Origin of the sequence: Pseudomonas sp. GD03858, from assembly GCF_029840925.1 — a bacterium.
In the GTDB taxonomy this organism is placed as follows: domain Bacteria; phylum Pseudomonadota; class Gammaproteobacteria; order Pseudomonadales; family Pseudomonadaceae; genus Aquipseudomonas.
Genome location: NZ_JAOCDM010000103.1, coordinates 1 through 20,710, shown reverse-complemented (window position 1 = coordinate 20,710; position 20,710 = coordinate 1). Strand labels below are relative to the sequence as shown.

The window sequence follows — 20,710 nt, the reverse complement described above, 5'->3', positions numbered from 1 at the left end:
GAAGCCTTCAGGCTGTTGTGACCAGAGGCAATGTCACCTGCAGTGCCAGCCCGCCCTCGCTCCGGCGCTGCGCGGTGATGTGGCCGCCATGGGCCTCGCAGATGGCCTGGGCGATCGACAGGCCCAGGCCGCCCCCGCCGCTGACCCGCGCCCGGGACTGCTCCGCGCGCCAGAAGCGCACGAACATGTTGCCCAGGTCCTTCTGCTCGACCGCCTGGCCCCGATCGAGGAATTCCAGCTGCACGCAGCCTTTGGCCTGGCGTACGGCGACGCTGAGCTCGCGACCGTCGGAGGCGTACTTGAGCGCATTCTCGATCAGGATGTTGATCAGCTGGCCGACCCGTGCCGGATCGGCCTCGATCACCACGTCATCGGCAAGCGCCGTGTGCAACTGCATCGCGGCGGCCTCGAACTGCGGCGCGAACCAGGCCAGGCGCTCCTCGACCAACCGGGCCGGGGAGAACAAGCTGATATGCAGGGGCAACTGCCCGGCATGGGCCAGGGACAGCAGGTGCAGGTCGCCCACCAGGGTGTTGAGGTTGTACAGCTGGTTCTGCACCAGGCGCAGTTGCTCCGGGTTCAGCGGGAACACCTCGTCGAGCATGCCCTGCACCCGGCCGAGGGCGGCGTTGAGTGGCGTACGCAGTTCATGGGCGAGGTTGGAGCTGGACTCGGCCACTTCGCTTTCGTACAACGCCAGGCGTTCGACCAGTTTGTTGAAGTCGGTGCAAAGACGCTGCATTTCCTTGGGCTGGCGCGGGTGCTGGCTGACCCGCACGCCGAGATCGCCCTCGGCCACCCGCCGCGCCCCTTCGGCGATCTGGCGGAACTGCCGGGACAGCGGCCTGGACAGGTACAGGCCGACCATCAGGGTGAACGGGATGACCACGATGACGAAACCGTACAGCACCAGCCAGTCGATGCTGTTGCCGGGGCCGGGGAGAAAGTCATGGATGTCGTAGTAGGTCTGCAGCAACTGCCACAGCCTGGTTTCGTGGCGCGGCACATCGGCCAGGCCGGCCAGCATCGCGGCGCGGTCCTCGGGCCGCATCGACTGCAGCACCAGGAAGTCGCTGATCCAGAAGTACAGGTACATGCACACGGTGATGGTGATCACCGCGCCGACGGCGAGCAGGGTCATTCTCAGGCCGACCCACAGCCACAGCGGACGTTTGCGCATGGCGGTCAGCGGAACCGGTAGCCCACGGAGCGCACGGTCACCAGCACGCCGCTGACGCCCAGGGCCTCGAGCTTGCGCCGCAGGTTGTGCACATGGGTGTCGATGATGCGCACCAGGGCATCGCTCTCGGGCATGCACAATTCGAGCAGCTCCTCGCGGCTGAAGGCCTTGGTCGGGGTGCGCAGCAGCGCGGCGAGCAGAAGCAGTTCCGAACGGGTCAGGTCGAGCACCTGCTCCTCGCCATCGCCGGCCCGCACCCCGGCCACGAAGCGCTCGGCATCGACCCAGACGCCCTGGCACTCCAGGCGCTGGCGACTGTCGGTCGGCGCGCCGTAACGGCGCAGCACCGCGTGTACCCGGGCCACCACTTCCTTGGGGTTGCAGGGTTTGACCACGTAGTCGTCGGCGCCGTAGCGCAGGGCGCCGATCTTGTCTGGCTCGTCGCCGATGGCGGTGACCATGATCACCGGGGTGTCGGCGCCGCGGCGGATCTCGCTCAGCAGCTCCGGTCCGGAGAGTTTCGGCAGCATCATGTCCAGCAGCACGATCGCCGGCGTGCGCTGGCGGAACAGGGCAAGCCCGCGGGCACCGTCCTCGGCGATGTCCACCTCGAAGCCGTCGCGCTTCAGGTACGCCTCCAGGATGCTTGCACCATCGGCGTCGTCCTCGACGATCAATACGCGCTTGGGGGTCATGGATTCCTCGACGATCTCGCTGCTGGGCCGGATGGCGGCGCAGCTTAGCATGGGATTCAGGCCTGCGAAGTGTCTGGCCTGGCCGCTGCCGGCAACGCGGCGTCCGCAGGACTGCGCAGCAGCAGGAGGGCTGTGGCCGCCGCCGCCAGGGTGATGCCGATGAGGATCCATAGCAGGCCGTTGAAGCCTTGCAGGTAAGCCGCGCGCAGCAGGGCTGGGTCCAGCCCCTGGAGATGGCCGAGGTCACCCAGCGCCAGCCGCTGCGCCAGCTCGGCTGCGAGGTCTGGCGAGGCCAGCTGTTGCAGCCTGTGATCGACCAGCGCCGTGAGCACGGCCAGGGTCAGGGCTAGCGCCACCCCTTCGCCGGCGACACGCGTGGTGTTGAAGATACCGGCGGCCATGCCGGCCTGCTCCCTGGGCACGACACTCAACGCCAGCCCGTCCATCAGCCCCCAGGGCAGGCCACTGCCGGTGCCGATCAGCAGCAGGGCCAGGCACAGCCGCAGGTGCTCGCCGTCGCCGGCCCGCGTCAGCGCGTACAGGCCCAGCGCGGCCAGCAGGAAGCCCACGGCGCAGAGCGTGCCGGCGCTGATCCAGCGGTTCAGCCAGGCCGCCAGCAGCGGTACCACCAGCATCGGCGCCGACAGCGCCAGCAGCAGCAGGCCGCCGTGCAGCGGCGTCAGCCCTTCGATGCCGATCAGGCGCAGTGGCAGCAGCACGATCAGCACGATGTAGCAGTAGCAGGTGCCGATGGGCAGGCTCTGCACACCGATGAAACGCCCGTGCCTGAACAGTCGCAAGTCGAGCATCGGTTGCCTGCTGCGCAGCTCGAGGAGGATGAAGGTCGGCAACAGCAGCAGTGATCCGGCCAGCAGCCCGAGGATCAGCGGCGAGCGCCATCCCTGCTGCGGGCCGAGAATGACGGCGCAGGTGAACAGCACCAGCATGCCGGTGAAGCTGGCCACGCCTGGGATGTCCAGGTTCTGGGCATCCGGGTTGAGGCTCTCGTCCAGGTGGTCGTGGGCGATCCACCAGGCCACTGCGGCCAGCGCCGCGCCGGCAAGGAAGATCGCTCGCCAGCCGAAGTGTTCGACCAGCAGCCCGCAGACCAGCGGGCCGAATGCCAGGCCGACGCCGAAGGTGGTGCCCAGCAGGCTGAAGGCGCGGGTCCTGGCCTGGCCTTCGAAGGCCTGGGCCAGGGCCGCGCTGCCGCTGGCCAGGGCAGCGGCGGCGGCGATGCCTTGCAAGGCTCGCAGCAGGTCGAGCCAGAGTATGTCGCCGGCGCAGGCCAGCAGTACACCGAGCAACACGAAGGCCTGCAGGCCGAGAATGAACAGGCGCTTGCGGCCATGGCGGTCGGCCAGCGCGCCGGCGGCCATCAGCAGGCCGCCGAAGCCGAGCATGAAGGCGTTGGTGATCCAGGCCAGTGCCGTGGGGCTGGCGGCGAAGGCCTGGCCGATGGCCGGGGTGGCCACGGCGCCGCCGGTGAAGCTCAGGGGCAGCACCAGGGCGGCCAGGCAGATGGCCGCGAGCGCAGGGCGATGGCGGGGTGCAGAGGGGGTGATTTGCTCCATTGCGCGGTCCTTCCGCTTGTTGCACTGTGAAGCGCTGAATCTAGATCGGCCTTAATTCTGGATAAACAGGCCAGAATTCCGATCACAACGGACAAAAAGGATCTAATGCGATGGACAACCTCAACGGTTTGCTCGCCTTCGTCAGGACCGCCGACTGCCTGAGCTTCGTCGGCGCCGGTCGCGTCCTGGGCCTCTCCGCCTCGGCGGTGGGCAAGGCCGTGGCGCGGCTGGAGGCGTCGCTGGACGTGCGACTGTTCCAGCGCAGCACGCGCAAGGTCAGCCTGACGGCCGAGGGTGAACTGTTCTACGAGCGCTGCCGGCGCGTCCTCGACGACCTGCAGGACGCCGAGGCCATGCTTTCTCACGCTCGACAGGCGCCCCGTGGCCGCCTGCGGGTCAGCCTGCCGACCATCGGCTACCGCTTCCTGCTGCCGTTGCTGCCGGCGTTTCGCCAGGCCTATCCGGAGATCGAACTGGAACTGGACTTCAACGACCAGTTGGTCGACCTGATCGAGGAAGGCTTCGATGTGGTGATCCGCAGCGGTGGCTTGGCGGATTCACGGTTGATGTCGCGTCGCCTCGGTCCCTTCCGCTTCGTGCTGTGCGCCGCGCCGGACTACCTGCAGCGCAAGGGTCGGCCACGTACCCTGGAGGCGCTGGAAACCCACGATTGCCTACGCTACCGCTGGGTGACCACCGGCAAGATCATGGACTGGAGCTTGAGCGCCGATCCTGCCATTACCCGGCTGCGGCTACCGGCGGCGCTGGTCCTGAACAACATGGAGGCCCTGCTCATGGCCACCCTCGATGGCCATGGCATCGGCTACATGCCGGACTTTCTCGCCCGTGACGGCCTGGCTTCGGGAGCGCTGGAAACACTGCTCGACGAACACATGCAGGACCAGGGGCAGTTCTGGGCGCTGTGGCCGTCGAGCCGGCACCTGTCGCCGAAGATCCGGGTGTTCGTCGACTTCATCGCCGAGCGGATGTTCAAGGGGCAGGGTGACCTTGGCCCTTGAGCCCGGCGAGTACCTCGGCGGCGGTGGTGACGTGGCCGAAGTGATGTTTCCACAGGTCGATGCCCAGTTGTCCGGAGCGGTCCAGCGAGGAACCCATGGTCAGGTCGCTGACCAGCGTCGGCGTGAGCCCGGCGTCGAACAGGGCGAAGCCTGCGGCCAGCACACAGGTTTCGGTCTGCAGCCCGCAGACCAGCACCCGCTCGGCACCGAGGCTCTTGAGGTAGTCGAGGGTTTCGGCGGTCTGGCCATAGCCATGCTTGACGAACACCTTGTCGGCCTCGACCAGGGCCATGTCTTCGCTGGCGGGGTGCCAGCCGAGCTGACGCTGGAATGGGGTGACCTGCTCATCGTGCAGCTCGATCGAGGCGACGGTGGGCAGATGCGCCGACAGCACGCGGATGCCATCCACCAGTTTCTCGGAGGGGCTGAAGGTGGATTGCACATCGACGATGAGCAGGACTTGCTGCATGGCGGTTTCCCAGGCGAGGTTCGAAGGCTGGCGAGTATACCGCCGCGCGCGGGGATTTTGCGCCAAGGAGCCTGCACCGGGCCCAGCCACGGTTCACGGAGGGTGCATGTGCAACGTGGGAGCGGGCTTGTCGGAACGCCGCTCCCACGCAGTCCTTTCATCGCTTGCTAGGCCGCCAGCCGCCCGCTGGCGATCGCCTCCGAGGCCGCCAGCATCGCCCGCAGCAGCACCGCGCAGCCCGCCGCGAGATCAGCGGGGGCGGCGTTCTCGATTTCGTTGTGGCTGATGCCGCCTTCGCAGGGCACGAAGATCATCCCGGCCGGACCCAGCTCGGCGAGGAAGATCGCGTCGTGTCCGGCGCCGCTGACGATATCCATGTGCGCCAGGCCCAGGTTGCGCGCCGAGTCGCGCACCGCCTCGACACAGCCCTTGTCGAAGTACAGGGCGGGGAAGTCGGCGGTGGGGATCAGCTCGTAGCTCAGCCCGTGCTTGGCCACGGTGGCCTCGATCACCTGGCGGACTTCGGCGATCATCGCATCCAACTGCTCGCCTTCGAGGTGACGGAAGTCCAGGGTCATGCGTACCTCGCCGGGGATCACGTTGCGTGAGCCGGGATAGGCCTGCAGGCAGCCGACCGTGCCGCAGGCATGGGGCTGGTGGGCGAGGGCGGTGCGGTTGACCGCCTCGACCACGGCGGCGGCGCCGACCAGGGCGTCCTTGCGCAGGTGCATCGGCGTGGGACCGGCGTGCGCCTCGACGCCGCGCAGGGTCAGGTCGAACCATTTCTGCCCGAGGGCGCCGAGCACCACGCCGATGGTCTTGCGCTGGTCCTCGAGGATCGGGCCCTGTTCGATGTGCGCCTCGAAATAGGCGCCCACCGGGTGGCCGGTCACGACGCGGCTGCCGGCGTAGCCGATGGCGTTCAGTGCCTCGCCGACGCTCACGCCCTGGGCGTCGCGCTTGGCCAAGGTCTCTTCGAGGGTGAACTTGTTGGCGAACACCCCCGAACCCATCATGCACGGGGCGAAGCGCGAGCCTTCCTCGTTGGTCCACACCACCACCTCCAGCGGGGCCTCGGTTTCCACGCCCAGGTCGTTGAGGGTGCGGATCACCTCGAGGCCGGCCATCACGCCGAAGCAGCCGTCGAACTTGCCGCCGGTGGGCTGGGTGTCGATATGGCTGCCGGTCATCACCGGCGGCAGCTTGGCGTTGCGCCCGGGGCGGCGGGCGAAGATGTTGCCGACCGCGTCGATGCTCACCGTGCAACCGGCCGCCTGGCACCACTGCACGAACAGGTCGCGGGCCTGGCGGTCGAGGTCGGTCAGCGCCAGGCGGCAGACGCCGCCCTTGGGCGTGGCGCCTAGGCGGGCGAGGTCCATCAGTGATTGCCACAGGCGGGCGCTGTCGATGTGGTGCTTGCTCGATTGCAGGACTTCCTTGGCGAGGGTGGTCATGGGTGTCTCCTCAGGCTGTTTTATGCTTCGGCCCTGTTCGCCGGCAAGTCGGCTCTCATGGCACTGCACATCACTTGTCGATTTAGCAGGGACCCGTGGGAGCGGCTTTAGCCGCGAACACCGGCCAAGCCGGTGCCATCCACCGCGCTGCTTGCTTCGCGGCTGAAGCCGCTCCCACAGGGAACATCACGGCAACGGCTTGGCCAGCCGCGCCGGCCCGCGCACCGCGAGGCCGCCGAGGGCGTAGTAGAGCCCGCCGCCGAGCAGCGAGCCGGTGAACCAGCCATAGTCGTAGAACCAGCTGAAACTGCTGTTGCCGATGGCCATCACGGTCAGCGCCACCGGCACGCCGAAGGCGACGAACCCGGCCCAGTTCCAGGCCGGGTACACGTCGTCGCGGTACAGCCCGGCCAGGTCCAGGTGCTGGCGGCGAACCAGGAAGTAGTCCACCACCATGATCCCGGCGATCGGTCCGAGCAGGCTGGAGTAGCCCAGCAGCCAGTTGGAGTAGACGCTCTCCAGGCTCAGGTCGGAGACGATCCAGCCAAGTTTCTTGAGCAGTTCGTGGCTCATCAGCGCCAGGCCGATGAAGCCGGTCAGCCACACCGCGCGGCTGCGGCCGATCAGGCGCGGAGCGATGTTCTGGAAGTCGTTGGTGGGCGAGACGATGTTGGCCGCGGTATTGGTCGACAGCGTGGCGATGATGATCAGCGCCATGGCCAGGGCCACCCAGCCGGGGCTCTGGATATGGCCGATCAGGCTCACCGGGTCGGATACCGTCTGGCCCACCAGCGAGGCGGATGCGGCGGTCATGATCACGCCCAGCGAGGCGAACAGGAACATGGTCAGCGGCAGGCCGAAGATCTGCCCGAGGATCTGGTCCTTCTGGCTTTTCGCATAGCGGCTGAAATCGGGAATGTTCAACGACAGCGTGGCCCAGAAACCGACCATGGCGGTGAGCCCGGCGCAGAAGTAGCCGACCACGCTGGCGCCCTCCGGACGCTTGGGCGGCTGCGCCAGCAGCTCGCTCATCGACATGTGCGGCAGCGCCCAGAACAGCAGGCCGACACCCACCGCCACCAGCAGCGGCGCCGACAGCGTCTCCAGCCACTTGATCGACTCGGCGCCGCGCAGCACCACCCACAGGTTCAGTGACCAGAACAGCAGGAAGCCGATCACCTCGCCGGTACCGCCCAGCGCCTTCCATTCGGGGAACAGCGAACCGAGGAACAGGTGGATGGCCAGTCCGCCGAACATCGTCTGGATACCGAACCAGCCGCAGGCCACCACGGCGCGGATCAGGCACGGCACGTTGGAGCCGAAGATGCCGAACGAGGCGCGCAGCAACACCGGGAAGGGAATGCCGTACTTGGTGCCGGGGAAGGCGTTGAGCGTCAGCGGAATCAGCACGATGAGGTTGGCCAGCAGGATCGCCAGCAGCGCCTCGCCCACGCTCAGGCCGAAGTAGGCAGTGAGCACGCCGCCGAGGGTGTAGGTGGGCACGCAGATGGACATGCCCACCCACAGCGCGGTGATGTGCCACTTGTTCCAGGTGCGCTGGTGCACCTTGGTCGGGGCGATGTCGTGGTTGTAGCGGGGGCTGTCGAGGACGTCGCTGCCAGCGTCGAGCTCGAACAGGCCATGCTGCTCGACCACTTGCGATCTGCTCTGTTGCATGGGGTTCTCCAGGTCTTTTTCTTGTCGTTGTCGCTCATCGGGCTGACGCGATGGCCGGAGTACACACACCACCAGTACTGCACCTCCGGTCCGGCCAGGCGGTTGTGGCCTGCGTTTTCAACAAACGTGCCGGGAGGGCCTGGGCCGTCCCGGCGGGCCGCCGCCGACCGGAGGTAACTCACTGACTTGCAAACGCATTCGACGTGTTCACGACAGGGCACGGTCAACCCTGTGGCGTACCGCTTGTCCGGCAGGTCCGGCACCCCTTGTGGTTCAAACGGGTGCAGCCCGGAAAATCACCGGCGCGGCCTGCGCCATCCTGCCTGGATTCAAACAGCTGATTTTGCGTAGAAAATCTTGACCAATTTGGCTTCCTGTCAAGTGCGTCAAAATGGTGAAGGGGTGTCACATTTTGGTGATTTCACTTAAAAAGTGTTTTTAATCAATAAGTTATAAATTCAGATATTTGCTTATATTTTTTCTTGATCAATATCCGAACAGATACTAGCCTCGATTCTTGTCAGGTCTGACAGGATTGGAAAATATCCCTCCAGGCCCGGCCAAGCACAATTCCAAGAACCGGCCTGAAGACCGGTCAGCCTGCGAGGAAAACGGCATGTCCCTGTTGATCCGTGGCGCCACCGTGGTTACCCACGAAGAGAGCTACCGTGCAGATGTCCTGTGTGTCGATGGCCTGATCCGCGCCATCGGCAGCAACCTCGAAACCCCCAGCGATTGTGAAATCCTCGATGGCAGCGGCCAGTACCTGATGCCGGGCGGCATCGACCCGCACACGCACATGCAGTTGCCGTTCATGGGCACCGTGGCCAGCGAGGACTTTTTCAGCGGTACCGCGGCGGGCCTGGCCGGGGGCACCACCTCGATCATCGACTTCGTCATTCCCAATCCGCAGCAGTCGCTGCTCGAGGCCTTTCACACCTGGCGTGGCTGGGCACAGAAGAGCGCGTCCGACTACGGCTTCCATGTCGCCATCACCTGGTGGAGCGAGCAGGTCGCCGAGGAGATGGGCGAGCTGGTAGCCAAGCATGGGGTCAATAGCTTCAAGCACTTCATGGCGTACAAGAACGCGATCATGGCCGCCGACGACACCCTGGTGGCCAGCTTCGAACGCTGCCTGCAACTGGGCGCGGTGCCGACGGTGCACGCCGAGAACGGCGAGCTCGTCTATCACCTGCAGAAGAAGCTGTTGGCCCAGGGCCTGACCGGGCCCGAGGCGCATCCGCTGTCGCGCCCGTCGCAGGTCGAGGGCGAAGCCGCCAGCCGCGCCATTCGCATCGCCGAGACGCTGGGCACGCCGCTGTACCTGGTACACGTTTCCAGCCGCGAAGCGCTGGACGAGATCACCTACGCCCGGGCCAAGGGTCAGCCGGTGTACGGCGAGGTGCTACCGGGCCACCTGCTGCTGGACGACAGTGTCTACCGCGACCCGGACTGGGCCACCGCCGCCGGCTACGTGATGAGCCCGCCGTTCCGCCCCCGCGAGCACCAGGAGGCGCTGTGGCGCGGCCTGCAGTCGGGCAACCTGCACACCACGGCCACCGACCACTGCTGCTTCTGCGCCGAACAGAAGGCCATGGGCCGCAACGACTTCAGCCGCATCCCCAACGGCACGGCCGGTATCGAGGACCGCATGGCGGTGCTGTGGGATGCCGGGGTGAACAGCGGGCGCCTGTCGATGCACGAGTTCGTCGCGCTGACTTCCACCAACACCGCGAAGATTTTCAACCTGTTCCCGCGCAAGGGTGCCATCCGTGTCGGTGCCGACGCCGACCTGGTGCTGTGGGACCCGCAGGGCACGCGCACGATCAGCGCCCAGACCCATCACCAGCGGGTGGATTTCAACATCTTCGAAGGCCGCACCGTGCGCGGCATTCCCAGCCACACCATCAGCCAGGGCAAGGTGCTCTGGGCCGATGGCGACCTGCGCGCGGAGCCTGGGGCGGGTCGTTATGTGGAGCGGCCGGCGTATCCGTCGGTGTACGAGGTGCTGGAGCGCCGGGCCGAGCACCAGCGACCGACACCGATTCAGCGCTGAGGCTTTTCGCGGCACAAGGCCGCTCCTACAGCAGAACGCGATCCCCTGTAGGAGCGGCCTTGTGTCGCGAAAGGGGCGCAAAGCGCCCCCCGATAACAACACACATGCTCCTGTCGACTGCCATCCCCAGAACGGACAGGCGAGTGACCGCCGCCTGAGCCCATAAAAAAGCGAGAGGCTACAACCGTGATCGACGCCCTGAACCACTTGCCGCGCCCCCGGGCCGGCGCCGACCAGCTGGCCGAGGCCTTCAGCGACCTCGCGCCCCCGCTCACCGCCCGCCAGGCCGCCGTCGAAAGCGCGCGCTGCCTGTACTGCTACGACGCGCCCTGCGTCAATGCCTGCCCCAGCGAAATCGACATCCCTTCGTTCATCCACCGCATCAGCGACGAGAACCTGCAAGGCGCCGCCGAACGCATTCTCTCGGCCAACATCCTCGGCGGCAGCTGCGCCCGGGTGTGCCCGACCGAGATCCTCTGCCAGCAGGCCTGCGTGCGCAACAACGCCCAGGAATGCGCGCCGGTGCTGATCGGCCAGTTGCAGCGCTATGCCCTGGACCACGCCGGCTTCACCGAGCATCCGTTCCAGCGCTCGCCGGCCAGCGGCAAGCGCATCGCCGTGGTCGGCGCCGGCCCCGCCGGGCTGTCCTGCGCGCACCGTCTGGCCATGCACGGCCATGACGTGGTGATCTTCGAGGCACGGGACAAAGCCGGTGGCCTCAACGAGTACGGCATCGCCCGCTACAAGCTGGTGGACGACTATGCCCAGCGCGAAGTGGAGTTCCTGCTGGGCATCGGCGGTATCGAGATCCGCCATGGCCAGCGCCTGGGCGGCAACCTGTCGCTGGGCGAGCTGCATGTCCAGTACGACGCGGTGTTCCTCGGCCTGGGTTTGGATGCCGTGCGCCAACTGGGGCTGGCGGACGAAGACGCGCCGGGCCTGCTCGCCGCCACCGAGTACATCCGTGAGCTGCGCCAGGCCGAAGACCTCACCCAGCTGCCGCTGGCCGAGCGCTGCCTGGTGCTCGGCGCCGGCAACACCGCCATCGACATGGCCGTGCAGATGAGTTGCCTGGGCGCCCGCGACGTCAACCTCGTGTACCGCCGCGGCGTGTCCGACATGGGCGCCACCGGTCACGAACAGGAGATCGCCAAGCACAACCAGGTACGCCTGCACACCTGGGCCCGGCCCGATGTCGTGCTGCTCGATGACACAGGGCGCGTGCGCGGCATGCGTTTCGCACGCACGCAGCTGGTCGAAGGACGCCTGGGCGATACCGGCGAGACCTTCGAGCTGGCCGCCGACGCCATCTTCAAGGCCATCGGCCAGCGCTTCGACGACGCAAGCCTGGTCGACCCGCTGGCGGCGCAACTGGCCCGCGACGGCGAGCGCATTCAGGTGGACGCGCATATGCAGACCTCCATCCCCGGCATCTACGCCGGCGGCGACTGCACTGCCCTGGGCCAGGACCTGACCGTCCAGGCGGTGCAACACGGCAAGCTGGCCGCCGAAGCCATCCATGCCCAACTCATGCTCAACGTGGAGGCTGCGTAAATGGCCGACTTGTCCATCGAATTCGCCGGCATCAAGGCCCCCAATCCGTTCTGGCTGGCCTCCGCGCCGCCCACCGACAAAGCCTACAACGTGGTCCGCGCCTTCGAGGCCGGCTGGGGAGGGGTGGTGTGGAAGACCTTGGGCGAGGACCCGGCGGCGGTCAACGTATCGTCGCGTTACTCGGCGCACTACGGCGCCAACCGCCAGGTGCAGGGCATCAACAACATCGAGCTGATCACCGACCGCTCGCTGGAAATCAACCTGCGCGAGATCACCCAGGTGAAGAAGGACTGGCCCGACCGGGCGTTGGTCGTGTCGCTGATGGTGCCGTGCATCGAAGAGTCCTGGAAGTTCATCCTGCCGCTGGTGGAGGCCACCGGCGCCGACGGTATCGAGCTCAACTTCGGCTGCCCCCACGGCATGCCCGAGCGCGGCATGGGCGCGGCGGTCGGCCAGGTGCCGGAGTACGTGGAGATGGTCACCCGCTGGTGCAAGACCCACTGTTCGCTGCCGGTGATCGTCAAGCTCACCCCCAACATCACCGATATCCGCCAGTCGGCGCGGGCGGCCCATCGCGGCGGCGCCGATGCGGTTTCGCTGATCAACACCATCAACTCGATCACCAGCGTCGACCTGGACCGCATGGTCGCCCACCCCATCGTCGGCGACCAGAGCACCCATGGCGGCTACTGCGGCTCGGCGGTCAAGCCCATCGCCCTGAACATGGTCGCGGAGATTGCTCGCGACCCTGAGACCCGTGGCCTGCCGATCTGCGGCATTGGTGGCATCGGCACCTGGCGCGACGCCGCCGAGTTCATCGCCCTGGGCAGTGGCGCGGTGCAGGTATGCACGGCGGCGATGCTGCACGGTTTTCGCATCGTCGAGGACATGCAGGATGGCCTGGCACGCTGGATGGACCAGCATGGCCATCGCAGCCTCGAAGCGTTCCGTGGCCAGGCCGTGGCGCACACCACCGACTGGAAGTACCTGGACATCAACTACAAGTCGGTGGCGCATATCGACCAGGATGCCTGCATCGGTTGCGGGCGCTGCCACATCGCCTGCGAGGACACTTCGCACCAGGCCATCGCCAGCACGTCGAAGGCCGATGGCACCCACGGCTACAACGTGATCGAGGCCGAGTGCGTGGGCTGCAACCTGTGCCAGATCACCTGCCCAGTGGAGGGCTGCATCGACATGGTTGCCCAGGACACCGGCAAGCCGTACCTGAACTGGACGCAGGACCCGCGCAATCCTTATCGCGAGGCCGGCTGAGGCAATCATCGCGGGGCAAGCCCGCTCCCACGTGCAGTCCAGCAGCAGGAATGCACGTGGGAGCGGGCTTGCCCCGCGAGGCTCAGTCGCCGATCGGCGTCTCCTGCAGGCAGCGCCAGATCACCCCGGTGCTTGTGCATTCGACGATCGCCAGCGACCAGCGCCGCGTCTGCTGGCCCGCCAGGCGGTGAGTCTCCTGGTAGCGCACCGCCACATGCGGCCCGACCTGCCATATCACGCGCATCTGGTCGACGACGATCTCAAGTCCGGAACGTGTTCCCGCGACCGCTCTGAACAACTGCTCCACTTGCGCACGATCGACGACCTTGCCCGCCGTGCCGACCATGCTGAAGTCGTCGGCGAACGCGGCGAGCAGTTCATCCAGTTGTCGCACCGTATCGCTCGCAGGCCGGGTGAACACGGCGTGAATCAGTTCATGGACATGATGAACGCTACGCTCGGCGCGCTCGGCAGGGGTGTGGGGCATGGCAAGTCCTTGAAGGGAGGTCAGGGTTCGAGGCCGATCCCGCGCAGGATGACACTGGTCACCGTCTGCACGGCACTTTCGAAGGCCAGGTCCGACAGTGGTTGGCCGTCGTTGAGCAGCGTCACCTGGTAGCCGAAGTCGGCGTAGTGCTGGGTCGCCGCCCAGATCATGTACAGCAGCGCCGAAGGCTCCACCGGCAGGATGCGCTGGTCCTCGACCCAGCTGCGGATCTTCGCTTGCTTGAGCTGTGCCCAGGGCACCAGGCTGTCATCCAGGCTCGCGCCGAGCAGCGGCGCGCCGTGCAGCATCTCTTCGGCCCAGATCTTCGAGCCCAGGGGGCGTGAGCGCGAGTGGCCCATCTTGGCGCGGATGTAGCTGGTCAGCACTACCCGTGGGTCGTCGAAGCGCTCGAAGCACAGGGCGTCCTGTTTCCACACGTCCAGCAGGTCCTGCAGCACCGCGCGATACAGGTCGTCCTTGGTGCTGAAGTAGTAATGCAGGTTGGAGCGCGGCAGTTGCGCCAGTTCGGCGATATCGCCCATGGAGGTGGCGCCGTAGCCTTTCTCGGCGAACACCTGCTCGGCGGCGTGGAGGATCTTCTCGACGTTGCGCCGGCGGATCTCGATCTTGTGGTTGGCCATGGGCTGTCCGTGGTGACCTGAACAGGGCAAGGCTAACAGCTTTGCAACGGGCGGGGTAAAGCCTTTGCCGTGATCAGCCGCGGGTGTTGCCGGTGCTGGCGGCGGCGTCCGTCACCACTTGATCCTGGCCGGCGCGCAGCACGGCCAGTTTGCGCCGTTCATACTCCGCCTGGCTCAGTCCTTGGCGTTGCAGTGCTTCGAGTTGCAACTGGCGGGTTTCTGCGGCGCTGTAAGGGCGCAGTTCGGGGTGATTGGCACAACCGCTCAGCACGGCAATGGCCAAGGCGGTCAGGGCAGCGAACAGCAGGCGGCTGGTGGTGTTCATCGTGGGCGGTCCATGATTCGGGGATTCGTCGGCATCGAATCGATGGACCAAGGTTATTGGGCGTGGCCGGGCATTAGAAATTGTCGTTCTCGATAGTGACTATCGAGGCGGCCGTTGGCGTGTCACTGGCTAGACTGATCAGCGTCAGGTCTGGAGGCAGGGAGTGGGCATGTCGATGGGGCTCAGGGAAGACCTGGTGTTCTCCGCTTTGATCATGGTGGCGCTTTGGCTGTCGGGTGCCACGCTGGGCTATTCGCTGTACCTCGGCGCTTGGTATGCGATGGGCTTGTACGCGATGGTGCTGATGGCCAGCCTGGCGCTGCGTGCTCCAGCCTTGTTCATCACCGGCGCCACGGCGGCGCTGGCGGCGACGCTGCTGGCCTACCTGCGCCTGCAAGCCGGGCGCTTGCATCCCGATGGGTTGCTGGGGCTGGGGCATGTTTTTTCCGCTCCTGGGCTGCTGGCAGGCTTGGCGGCGACAGCCTGGCTGATACGTCGGCGGGTCAGGGGCAGCCGGCCATGGAAGGTCGCCGTGCTGGGCTTTTGCGGTAGCCTGGTGGGGTTTGCTCTTGCCCAGCTGCTGGTGTGCAACAGTGTGATGCATTGCGGGCCGCTGCCGCGCTGAACGGGCTCAGCGCGGCATGTAGCCCAGTTGCCAGGCCCGCGGGATGAACCGCGTCAGCAGCGCCAAGGCACAAGCCAGGGCACAACTGGCCGACAGCGCCAGCAGACCGAACCGTTGCTGCAGCCAGGCCCCCAGCGCCGCGCCCAGCAGCATGCCCGTCCAAGGCACCAGCTGGACTCGCCAGCCATGCCGTCGCTCCCCCAGCAGCCAGCGCCCCAGGCCACGACCGAAGCGCGATAGCGCGCCGGTGACGTAGGTCAAGCCGATGGGCAGGCCGTTCACCTGCTCGACCACGGCGTTGAGCATGCCCATGGCGAGCGTCGCCGCGATCAGCGCGGGGAACGTGGCGCCCGTGGGCCAGCCAGCGGCGAAGGCGAGCAGGGCGGCGACGATCAGCAGCAATGGCGCGGCGCGGCGGCGTGACAGTCGGGCCAGCAGCACGCCCAGGGCATTGCCGAGGACGAAGCTGAAAATCGCCACGGCCAGGCGCAGGATCAGCGCCAGGTCGACCTGGCTGATCGCCACTGCGAGGCGCGTGGTGTTACCGCTCATGAACGAGACGAAATCGCCCAGGGCCAGCAGGCCGATGGCGTCGGTCATGCCGGCCAGCACCGACAGCCCGGCCACCAGCCCGAGGCCGACGCGGCCACGCCGGGCTTGCAGCTTGGCGCGTCGAGCACTGTGTTGGGAGGCGGCAGTGGGCAGCATGGCGGGGATCTCTGGCACAGGGGGCCTCGATCTTATACCCGGACCATGGCCCTGCGCTCGCCAGGTCTATTCCCGAGCCAGCAGCAGGCGCATCTCTTGAACCTGCAACGTGCTCCCTTCACGCAGGGGCCCAGGTGGTCCGAAGGCGCGGAACCCCACCGATCGGTACAAGCCCATTGCCGGGCTGTCGGCCAGCGTGACGCCCAGGCTCACCTCGCGCGCCTGGCGCTCACCGGCCCATGCCAGCGCCGCCCGCAGCAGCGCACGGCCCGCGCCACGACCGCGCGCCTGCGGGGAGACCCACATTTGGTAGAGCTCGGCCACGCCAGGTTCGACGGCGGACAGTCGGCACCATATCAGGCCGCAGGGTGTCCGCCCTTCGCGTGCCAGCCACAGTTGGTCGTTGGCTGACGCCAGTGCCGCCTCGACGCGTGTCTGCCAGGCTTGGTCGGAGCGGGTCGCTTCCGCCGCATGGGTACTGCCGAACGCGTCGGGGGTGTCCAGCAATGCTTGCAGACGCAAGTCGCGGTAAAGGGGCCAGTCCTGGGCCTTGATCGGGTGTGGCTGAATCATGTCTGAGTTCCTGACGTCGTTCAAAATGACCCTGTCAGCACCTGGCCACTGCGCACATAGTGCGCCAGCAACACGCCTTTGGGGGTGGCGGCCGACTCCACCAGCTCGAACGTCGCCGCCTGCGCATCGTCACCGAACAGGCGCTTGCCGCGCCCCAGTAGCAAGGGGTGGATCAGCAGGCGCAGCTCGTCCACCAGCCCGGCGGCCAGCAACTGGCGTACCAGTTCACCGCTGCCCTGGGTCAGCAGCGCCGGGCCGTCCTGTTGCTTGAGGGCGCGCACCGCACCTGTCACATCGGCACTCAAGGGGTGGCTGTTTTGCCAGTCGATGGATTCGGGGCGGTGGGTGGCGACATGCTTGGCCACACCGTTGAACAGGTCGGCCAGTGGGCGATCCGCTGCCTCGGGACCGACGTTTGGCCAGAACCCAGCGAAAATGTCGTAGGTACGCCGTCCCAGCAGCAATTCGAACGGCTGGCTGAACAATGTCTGCATGGCCTGGCCGAAGGCCTCGTCGGCCAACGGCGGAATCCAGCCGCCATGGGTGAAGCCGCCGCTGGTGTCTTCCTCGGGGCCGCCGGGGGCCTGCATGACGCCGTCGAGGGTGATGAAGGCGGCGACGATGAGCTTGCGCATGGGGAACCTCCTCGGGTGGGTGTGCTGGATAGTCGACTGAGGCCGGGGAAAATCGACAGCAGTGCTGAACGATAGTCAGGGTTCGACGGGTGTGCGCACCCGAGGAGAGACAGCCGCGGTGGATGGCACCGGCTTTGCCGGTGTTCGCGGCGGTTCGGCGCCCCGACAAGCCCGCTCCCACAAGGACCGCACTGACCTCAGCCTTGCGCAACTCCTGTGGGAGCGGGTTCACCCGCGAAGCAAGCGACGCGGTGCCTGGCACCGGCTACGCCGGTGTTCGCGGCTAAAGCCGCTCCCACGGGGACCGCACTGATCCCAAGCCTTGCGCAACTGTCCCTGCTACAGCCAGTAGGTCACCGCCCACCAGCCCAGGCCCCCCATGACCACGGTATAGGGCAGCGCCATCCACACCATGCGCCCGTAGGAAAGGCGGATCAGCGGCGCGATCGCCGAGGTCAGCAGGAACAGGAACGCCGCCTGGCCGTTGGGCGTGGCCACGCTGGGCAGGTTGGTGCCAGTGTTGATCGCCACCGCCAGGGTCTCGAAGTGCTCGCGGCTCATCGCCCCGTCGAGGAAGGCCTGCTTGACCTCGGTGATATAGATGGTGGCGACGAACACGTTGTCGCTGATCGCCGACAACAGGCCGTTGGCCAGGTAGAGCATGCCCGGCTGCTGCTCGCTCGGCAGGGCCAGCACCCAGGCGATCAGCGGGCTGAACAGCTGCTGCTCATGGATCACCGCGACCACGGCGAAGAACACCACCAGCAAGGCGGTGAACGGCATGGCGTCCTGGAACGCGCGGCCCAGGCGGTGCTCGTCGGTGATGCCGGTGAAGGCGGTGATCAGCACGATCACCAGCAGGCCGATCAGGCCCACCTCGGCGAGGTGCAGGCCCAGGCAGACGATCAGGATCAGCGCGGCCAGGCCTTGTACCAGCAGGGCGACACGCTGCGCCGAGGTGCGCGCGGCATCGTCCTCGGCGGCATAGGTGGCCAGCACCTGGCGCACGCGTTCGGGCATCAGCGTGCCGTAACCGAACAGCCGCAGCTTTTCCAGCAGCACGCAGGTCACCAGGCCGGCTGCGAGAACCGGCAGCGACACGGGCGCGACCTTGGCGAAGAAATCGACGAAATGCCAGTCCATTTCATGGCCGATCAGCAGGTTCTGCGGCTCGCCCACCAGGGTGCATACACCGCCCAGGGCGGTGCCGACCGCGCCATGCATCAGCAGGCTGCGCAGGAAGGCGCGGAACTGGTCGAGGTCATCGCGGTGCAGTTGTTCGAGCTGATGGTCGCTGTCCAGTGCCGACTCTTCGCGGGGGTTGGCGCCCGAGGCGACCCGGTGGTAGACGGCATAGAAGCCCACGGCCGCGCTGATGATCACTGCCGTCACGGTCAGGGCGTCGAGGAACGCCGAGAGGAAGGCCGAGAGCACACAGAACAGCAGGCTCAGCATGGCCTTGGAGCGCACGCCCAGCAGGATCCGCGAGAACAGGAACAGCAGCAGCTCTTTCATGAAGTGGATGCCCGCGACCATGAACATCAGCAGCAGGATCACCGGGAAATTGTGCAGCAGCTCTTCATACAGCGCTTCAGGGGTGGTCATGCGCAGCAGCAGCGCCTCGACCAGCAGCAGGCCACCGGGCATCAGCGGGTAGCACTTGAGCGCCATGCCCAGGGTGAAGATGAACTGGATCACCAGCACCCAGCCGGTGACCACTGGGCCGAGGGTCGCCAGCAGCAACGGGTTGAGGAGCAGGAACAGGCAGATGACGGCCTTGTACCAACGCGGCGACTGGCCCAGGAAGCCGTGGGCGAGGGCGCCGGTCAGGGAACGGGACATGAATTTGTATCCTTTTGATTCAGCAGTGGCGCACGGTGCCCCATCGTCGCGCGCGGTGCAAGTTATCCAGTCCCGCTTTTGGCACATGTGCGGCCTTGCGGGTGCGCTAAGATCCTGCGTTGTGAACCCTTTCCCCAATGGAGTGCCGTCCGTGACCGACTACACCGCGTTCAAGGTCGAACTGACCGATAACATCGCCCACGTGCAGATCAACCGCCCGGAAAAGATCAACGCGATGAACGCCGCCTTCTGGGAGGAAATCGTCGACATCTTCCAGTGGATCGACGACACCGACGCGGTGCGCGCGGTGGTGATCAGCGGTGCCGGCAAGCATTTCTCCTCGGGCATCGACCTGATGATGCTGGCCTCGCTGGCCCAGCAGATGGGCAAGGACGTCGGTCGCAACGCGCGCCTGCTGCGCCGCACCATCCAACGCCTGCAACGTTCGTTCACCGTCGTCGACAGCTGCCGCAAGCCGGTGCTGGCGGCGATCCAGGGCTACTGCATCGGCGGCGCCATCGACCTGGTCTCGGCCTGCGACATGCGCTACTGCGCCAGTGACGCGCAATTCTCGATCAAGGAGATCGACATGGGCATGGCCGCCGATGTCGGCACGTTGCAACGTTTGCCGCGTATCATCGGTGACGGCATCATGCGCGAGCTGGCCTATACCGGGCGCCAGGTCGATGCCCAGGAGGCGCTGCGCATCGGTCTGGTCAACCGTGTCTATGATGACCAGGCGGCGCTGCTCGACGGGGTCTTTGCCATCGCCCGCGAGATTGCCGCAAAATCGCCGGTTGCCGTGGCCGGCACCAAGGAGATGATCAGCTACATGCGCGACCATCGCATCGACGATGGCCTGGAGTACATCGCCACCTGGAACGCCGCCATGCTGCAGTCCGAAGACCTGCGCGTGGCCGTGGCCGCGCACATGAGCAAACAGCCACCGACGTTCGCCGACTGACCGGGTTGGCGGGCGCCTATTCTAGGGACCCGAACCATGTCAGCACGCTGGACAACCGCAGTACTCGACCCGCAGATCTCCGGGGGGTTGGCCGTCGCCCGCAGCCCGGAGGGGTTCCTGGTGGACGCCAACGGCGCGCTGTTCCCTCGCGACTGGCTCAAGCGCCAGGACCTCGATGTGCTGTGCGAGCACGGCATCGGCCATTTCGACGGCCAGCCGCTGTTCCTGCTCGAGCTGCGCGCCGCTGGCGACGTGCCGGGCTGTCACTGGCAGGGTCTGCGCCGTTTCATGCTCGAAGGTGACTTCGACACCTACAAGGTGCTCGGCTATGCCGCGCAGATCGGCACCTGGGCCCGCGAGCACCGCTTCTGCGGCAGCTGCGGCCAAGCGATGACGCAGATTCGCTGGGAGCGGGCGATGTATTGCCAGCCTTGCGACCTGCGCAGCTACCCGCGGATCTCGCCGAGCATGATCGTGCTGGTCACCCGCGGCGACGAGGTGTTGCTGGCCCGCTCGCCGCGCTTCGTCACCGGCGTCTACAGCACCCTGGCCGGTTTCGCCGAGCCGGGCGAGTCGGCTGAGGACTGCCTGGTGCGCGAGGTGCGTGAGGAGGTGGCGGTGGAGGTGAAGAACATCCAGTACGTTGGCAGCCAGTGCTGGCCGTTTCCGCATTCGATGATGCTGGGGTTTCATGCCGAATACGCGGGCGGGGAGATCGTCATGCAACCGGACGAGATCGAGGATGCGCGATGGTTCAATGTGCATGAGTTGCCGCCTTTGCCGGCGGGGCGGTCGATTGCGCGGTATCTCATTGACTTGTATGTGGCGCGGCGGTTGGGGATGCCCGAGCCGGTTCTACCTGGCTGATTTTTATTTGGTTCTGGTTGGTTAGTTGGTTGGCTGGTTGTTGGTTGGTTGTTGGTTTTGATAGTTGTATGCGCATTCATTTGCGATGTT

General features: G+C 66.4%; 20 protein-coding genes. 7 read left to right on the top strand and 13 right to left on the bottom strand.

The features are described from left to right. Positions 1-7: 7 nt before the first annotated feature. Genes N5D48_RS21115 through N5D48_RS21105 form a run of 3 tightly spaced genes read right to left on the bottom strand, consistent with a single transcriptional unit; the run spans position 8 to position 3,449 of the window. Positions 8-1,180 (bottom strand): ATP-binding protein, encoded by a 1,173-nt coding sequence (locus N5D48_RS21115; protein ID WP_279887709.1) that lies wholly within the window; start codon positions 1,178-1,180, stop codon positions 8-10. 5 nt (positions 1,181-1,185) lie between these two features. Next, the gene (locus tag N5D48_RS21110; RefSeq protein WP_279887713.1) at positions 1,186-1,875 is read right to left on the bottom strand and encodes a response regulator transcription factor; all 690 of its coding nucleotides are present in this window, start codon (positions 1,873-1,875) and stop codon (positions 1,186-1,188) included. 56 nt (positions 1,876-1,931) lie between these two features. After that, positions 1,932-3,449 carry an MFS transporter gene (locus N5D48_RS21105; RefSeq protein ID WP_279887707.1) on the bottom strand — a complete coding sequence of 506 codons (1,518 nt, stop codon included), beginning with the start codon at positions 3,447-3,449 and terminating at the stop codon, positions 1,932-1,934. Between the two features lie 110 nt (positions 3,450-3,559). On the opposite strand from N5D48_RS21105, the gene N5D48_RS21100 reads away from it, so the two are divergent. Then, the gene (locus N5D48_RS21100; RefSeq protein ID WP_279887706.1) at positions 3,560-4,468 is read left to right on the top strand and encodes a LysR substrate-binding domain-containing protein; all 909 of its coding nucleotides are present in this window, start codon (positions 3,560-3,562) and stop codon (positions 4,466-4,468) included. On the opposite strand, the gene N5D48_RS21095 is transcribed toward N5D48_RS21100, so the two are convergent. The 3 genes from N5D48_RS21095 to N5D48_RS21085 form a co-directional block, all read right to left on the bottom strand. Next, complete coding sequence (locus N5D48_RS21095; RefSeq protein ID WP_279887705.1) at positions 4,440-4,937, bottom strand: isochorismatase family protein; 498 nt, start codon at positions 4,935-4,937, stop codon at positions 4,440-4,442. The genes N5D48_RS21100 and N5D48_RS21095 overlap by 29 nt on opposite strands. A gap of 167 nt (positions 4,938-5,104) precedes the next feature. Further along, entirely contained in the window at positions 5,105-6,391 is a 1,287-nt protein-coding gene (locus tag N5D48_RS21090; RefSeq protein WP_279887704.1) for a Zn-dependent hydrolase, read from the bottom strand. 186 nt (positions 6,392-6,577) lie between these two features. Then, positions 6,578-8,068 (bottom strand): NCS1 family nucleobase:cation symporter-1, encoded by a 1,491-nt coding sequence (locus N5D48_RS21085; RefSeq protein ID WP_279887702.1) that lies wholly within the window; start codon positions 8,066-8,068, stop codon positions 6,578-6,580. A gap of 616 nt (positions 8,069-8,684) precedes the next feature. Between N5D48_RS21085 and hydA the strand changes: the two genes are divergently transcribed. The 3 genes from hydA to preA all read left to right on the top strand — a co-directional run bounded on the left by hydA (position 8,685) and on the right by preA (position 12,953). Continuing rightward, entirely contained in the window at positions 8,685-10,124 is a 1,440-nt protein-coding gene (gene hydA / locus N5D48_RS21080) for a dihydropyrimidinase (RefSeq protein WP_279887700.1), read from the top strand. 186 nt (positions 10,125-10,310) lie between these two features. After that, a complete protein-coding gene (locus N5D48_RS21075) occupies positions 10,311-11,678 on the top strand; it encodes an NAD(P)-dependent oxidoreductase (protein ID WP_279887698.1) in 1,368 nt (455 codons plus the stop codon). Further along, the gene (gene preA, locus N5D48_RS21070; RefSeq protein ID WP_279887697.1) at positions 11,679-12,953 is read left to right on the top strand and encodes an NAD-dependent dihydropyrimidine dehydrogenase subunit PreA; all 1,275 of its coding nucleotides are present in this window, start codon (positions 11,679-11,681) and stop codon (positions 12,951-12,953) included. Positions 12,954-13,035: 82 nt separating this feature from the next. Here preA and N5D48_RS21065 read toward each other — a convergent pair whose 3' ends face one another. From N5D48_RS21065 to N5D48_RS21055, 3 genes are all read right to left on the bottom strand, one after another. Continuing rightward, entirely contained in the window at positions 13,036-13,440 is a 405-nt protein-coding gene (locus N5D48_RS21065; protein WP_279887696.1) for a DUF4440 domain-containing protein, read from the bottom strand. Between the two features lie 20 nt (positions 13,441-13,460). Further along, entirely contained in the window at positions 13,461-14,081 is a 621-nt protein-coding gene (locus N5D48_RS21060) for a TetR/AcrR family transcriptional regulator (RefSeq protein ID WP_279887695.1), read from the bottom strand. Positions 14,082-14,154: 73 nt separating this feature from the next. Next, complete coding sequence (locus tag N5D48_RS21055) at positions 14,155-14,406, bottom strand: hypothetical protein (protein ID WP_279887693.1); 252 nt, start codon at positions 14,404-14,406, stop codon at positions 14,155-14,157. 169 nt (positions 14,407-14,575) lie between these two features. Here N5D48_RS21055 and N5D48_RS21050 point away from each other — a divergent pair, with 169 nt between their 5' ends. Further along, complete coding sequence (locus N5D48_RS21050) at positions 14,576-15,031, top strand: hypothetical protein (RefSeq protein ID WP_279887691.1); 456 nt, start codon at positions 14,576-14,578, stop codon at positions 15,029-15,031. A 6-nt stretch (positions 15,032-15,037) separates the two neighbouring features. Here N5D48_RS21050 and N5D48_RS21045 read toward each other — a convergent pair whose 3' ends face one another. The 4 genes from N5D48_RS21045 to nhaB form a co-directional block, all read right to left on the bottom strand. Then, positions 15,038-15,739 carry a YoaK family protein gene (locus tag N5D48_RS21045; RefSeq protein ID WP_279887711.1) on the bottom strand — a complete coding sequence of 234 codons (702 nt, stop codon included), beginning with the start codon at positions 15,737-15,739 and terminating at the stop codon, positions 15,038-15,040. Positions 15,740-15,805: 66 nt separating this feature from the next. Then, positions 15,806-16,312, bottom strand: coding sequence for a GNAT family N-acetyltransferase (locus N5D48_RS21040; RefSeq protein ID WP_279887689.1), 507 nt, complete (start codon positions 16,310-16,312; stop codon positions 15,806-15,808). Between the two features lie 20 nt (positions 16,313-16,332). Continuing rightward, the gene (locus tag N5D48_RS21035; protein ID WP_279887688.1) at positions 16,333-16,947 is read right to left on the bottom strand and encodes a dihydrofolate reductase family protein; all 615 of its coding nucleotides are present in this window, start codon (positions 16,945-16,947) and stop codon (positions 16,333-16,335) included. 339 nt (positions 16,948-17,286) lie between these two features. Further along, positions 17,287-18,789, bottom strand: coding sequence for a sodium/proton antiporter NhaB (gene nhaB, locus N5D48_RS21030; RefSeq protein ID WP_279887687.1), 1,503 nt, complete (start codon positions 18,787-18,789; stop codon positions 17,287-17,289). Between the two features lie 151 nt (positions 18,790-18,940). Between nhaB and N5D48_RS21025 the strand changes: the two genes are divergently transcribed. Next, positions 18,941-19,753 carry a crotonase/enoyl-CoA hydratase family protein gene (locus tag N5D48_RS21025; RefSeq protein ID WP_279887686.1) on the top strand — a complete coding sequence of 271 codons (813 nt, stop codon included), beginning with the start codon at positions 18,941-18,943 and terminating at the stop codon, positions 19,751-19,753. A gap of 36 nt (positions 19,754-19,789) precedes the next feature. Then, the gene (nudC, locus tag N5D48_RS21020) at positions 19,790-20,620 is read left to right on the top strand and encodes an NAD(+) diphosphatase (RefSeq protein ID WP_279887685.1); all 831 of its coding nucleotides are present in this window, start codon (positions 19,790-19,792) and stop codon (positions 20,618-20,620) included. The last annotated feature ends 90 nt before the right edge of the window (positions 20,621-20,710 follow it).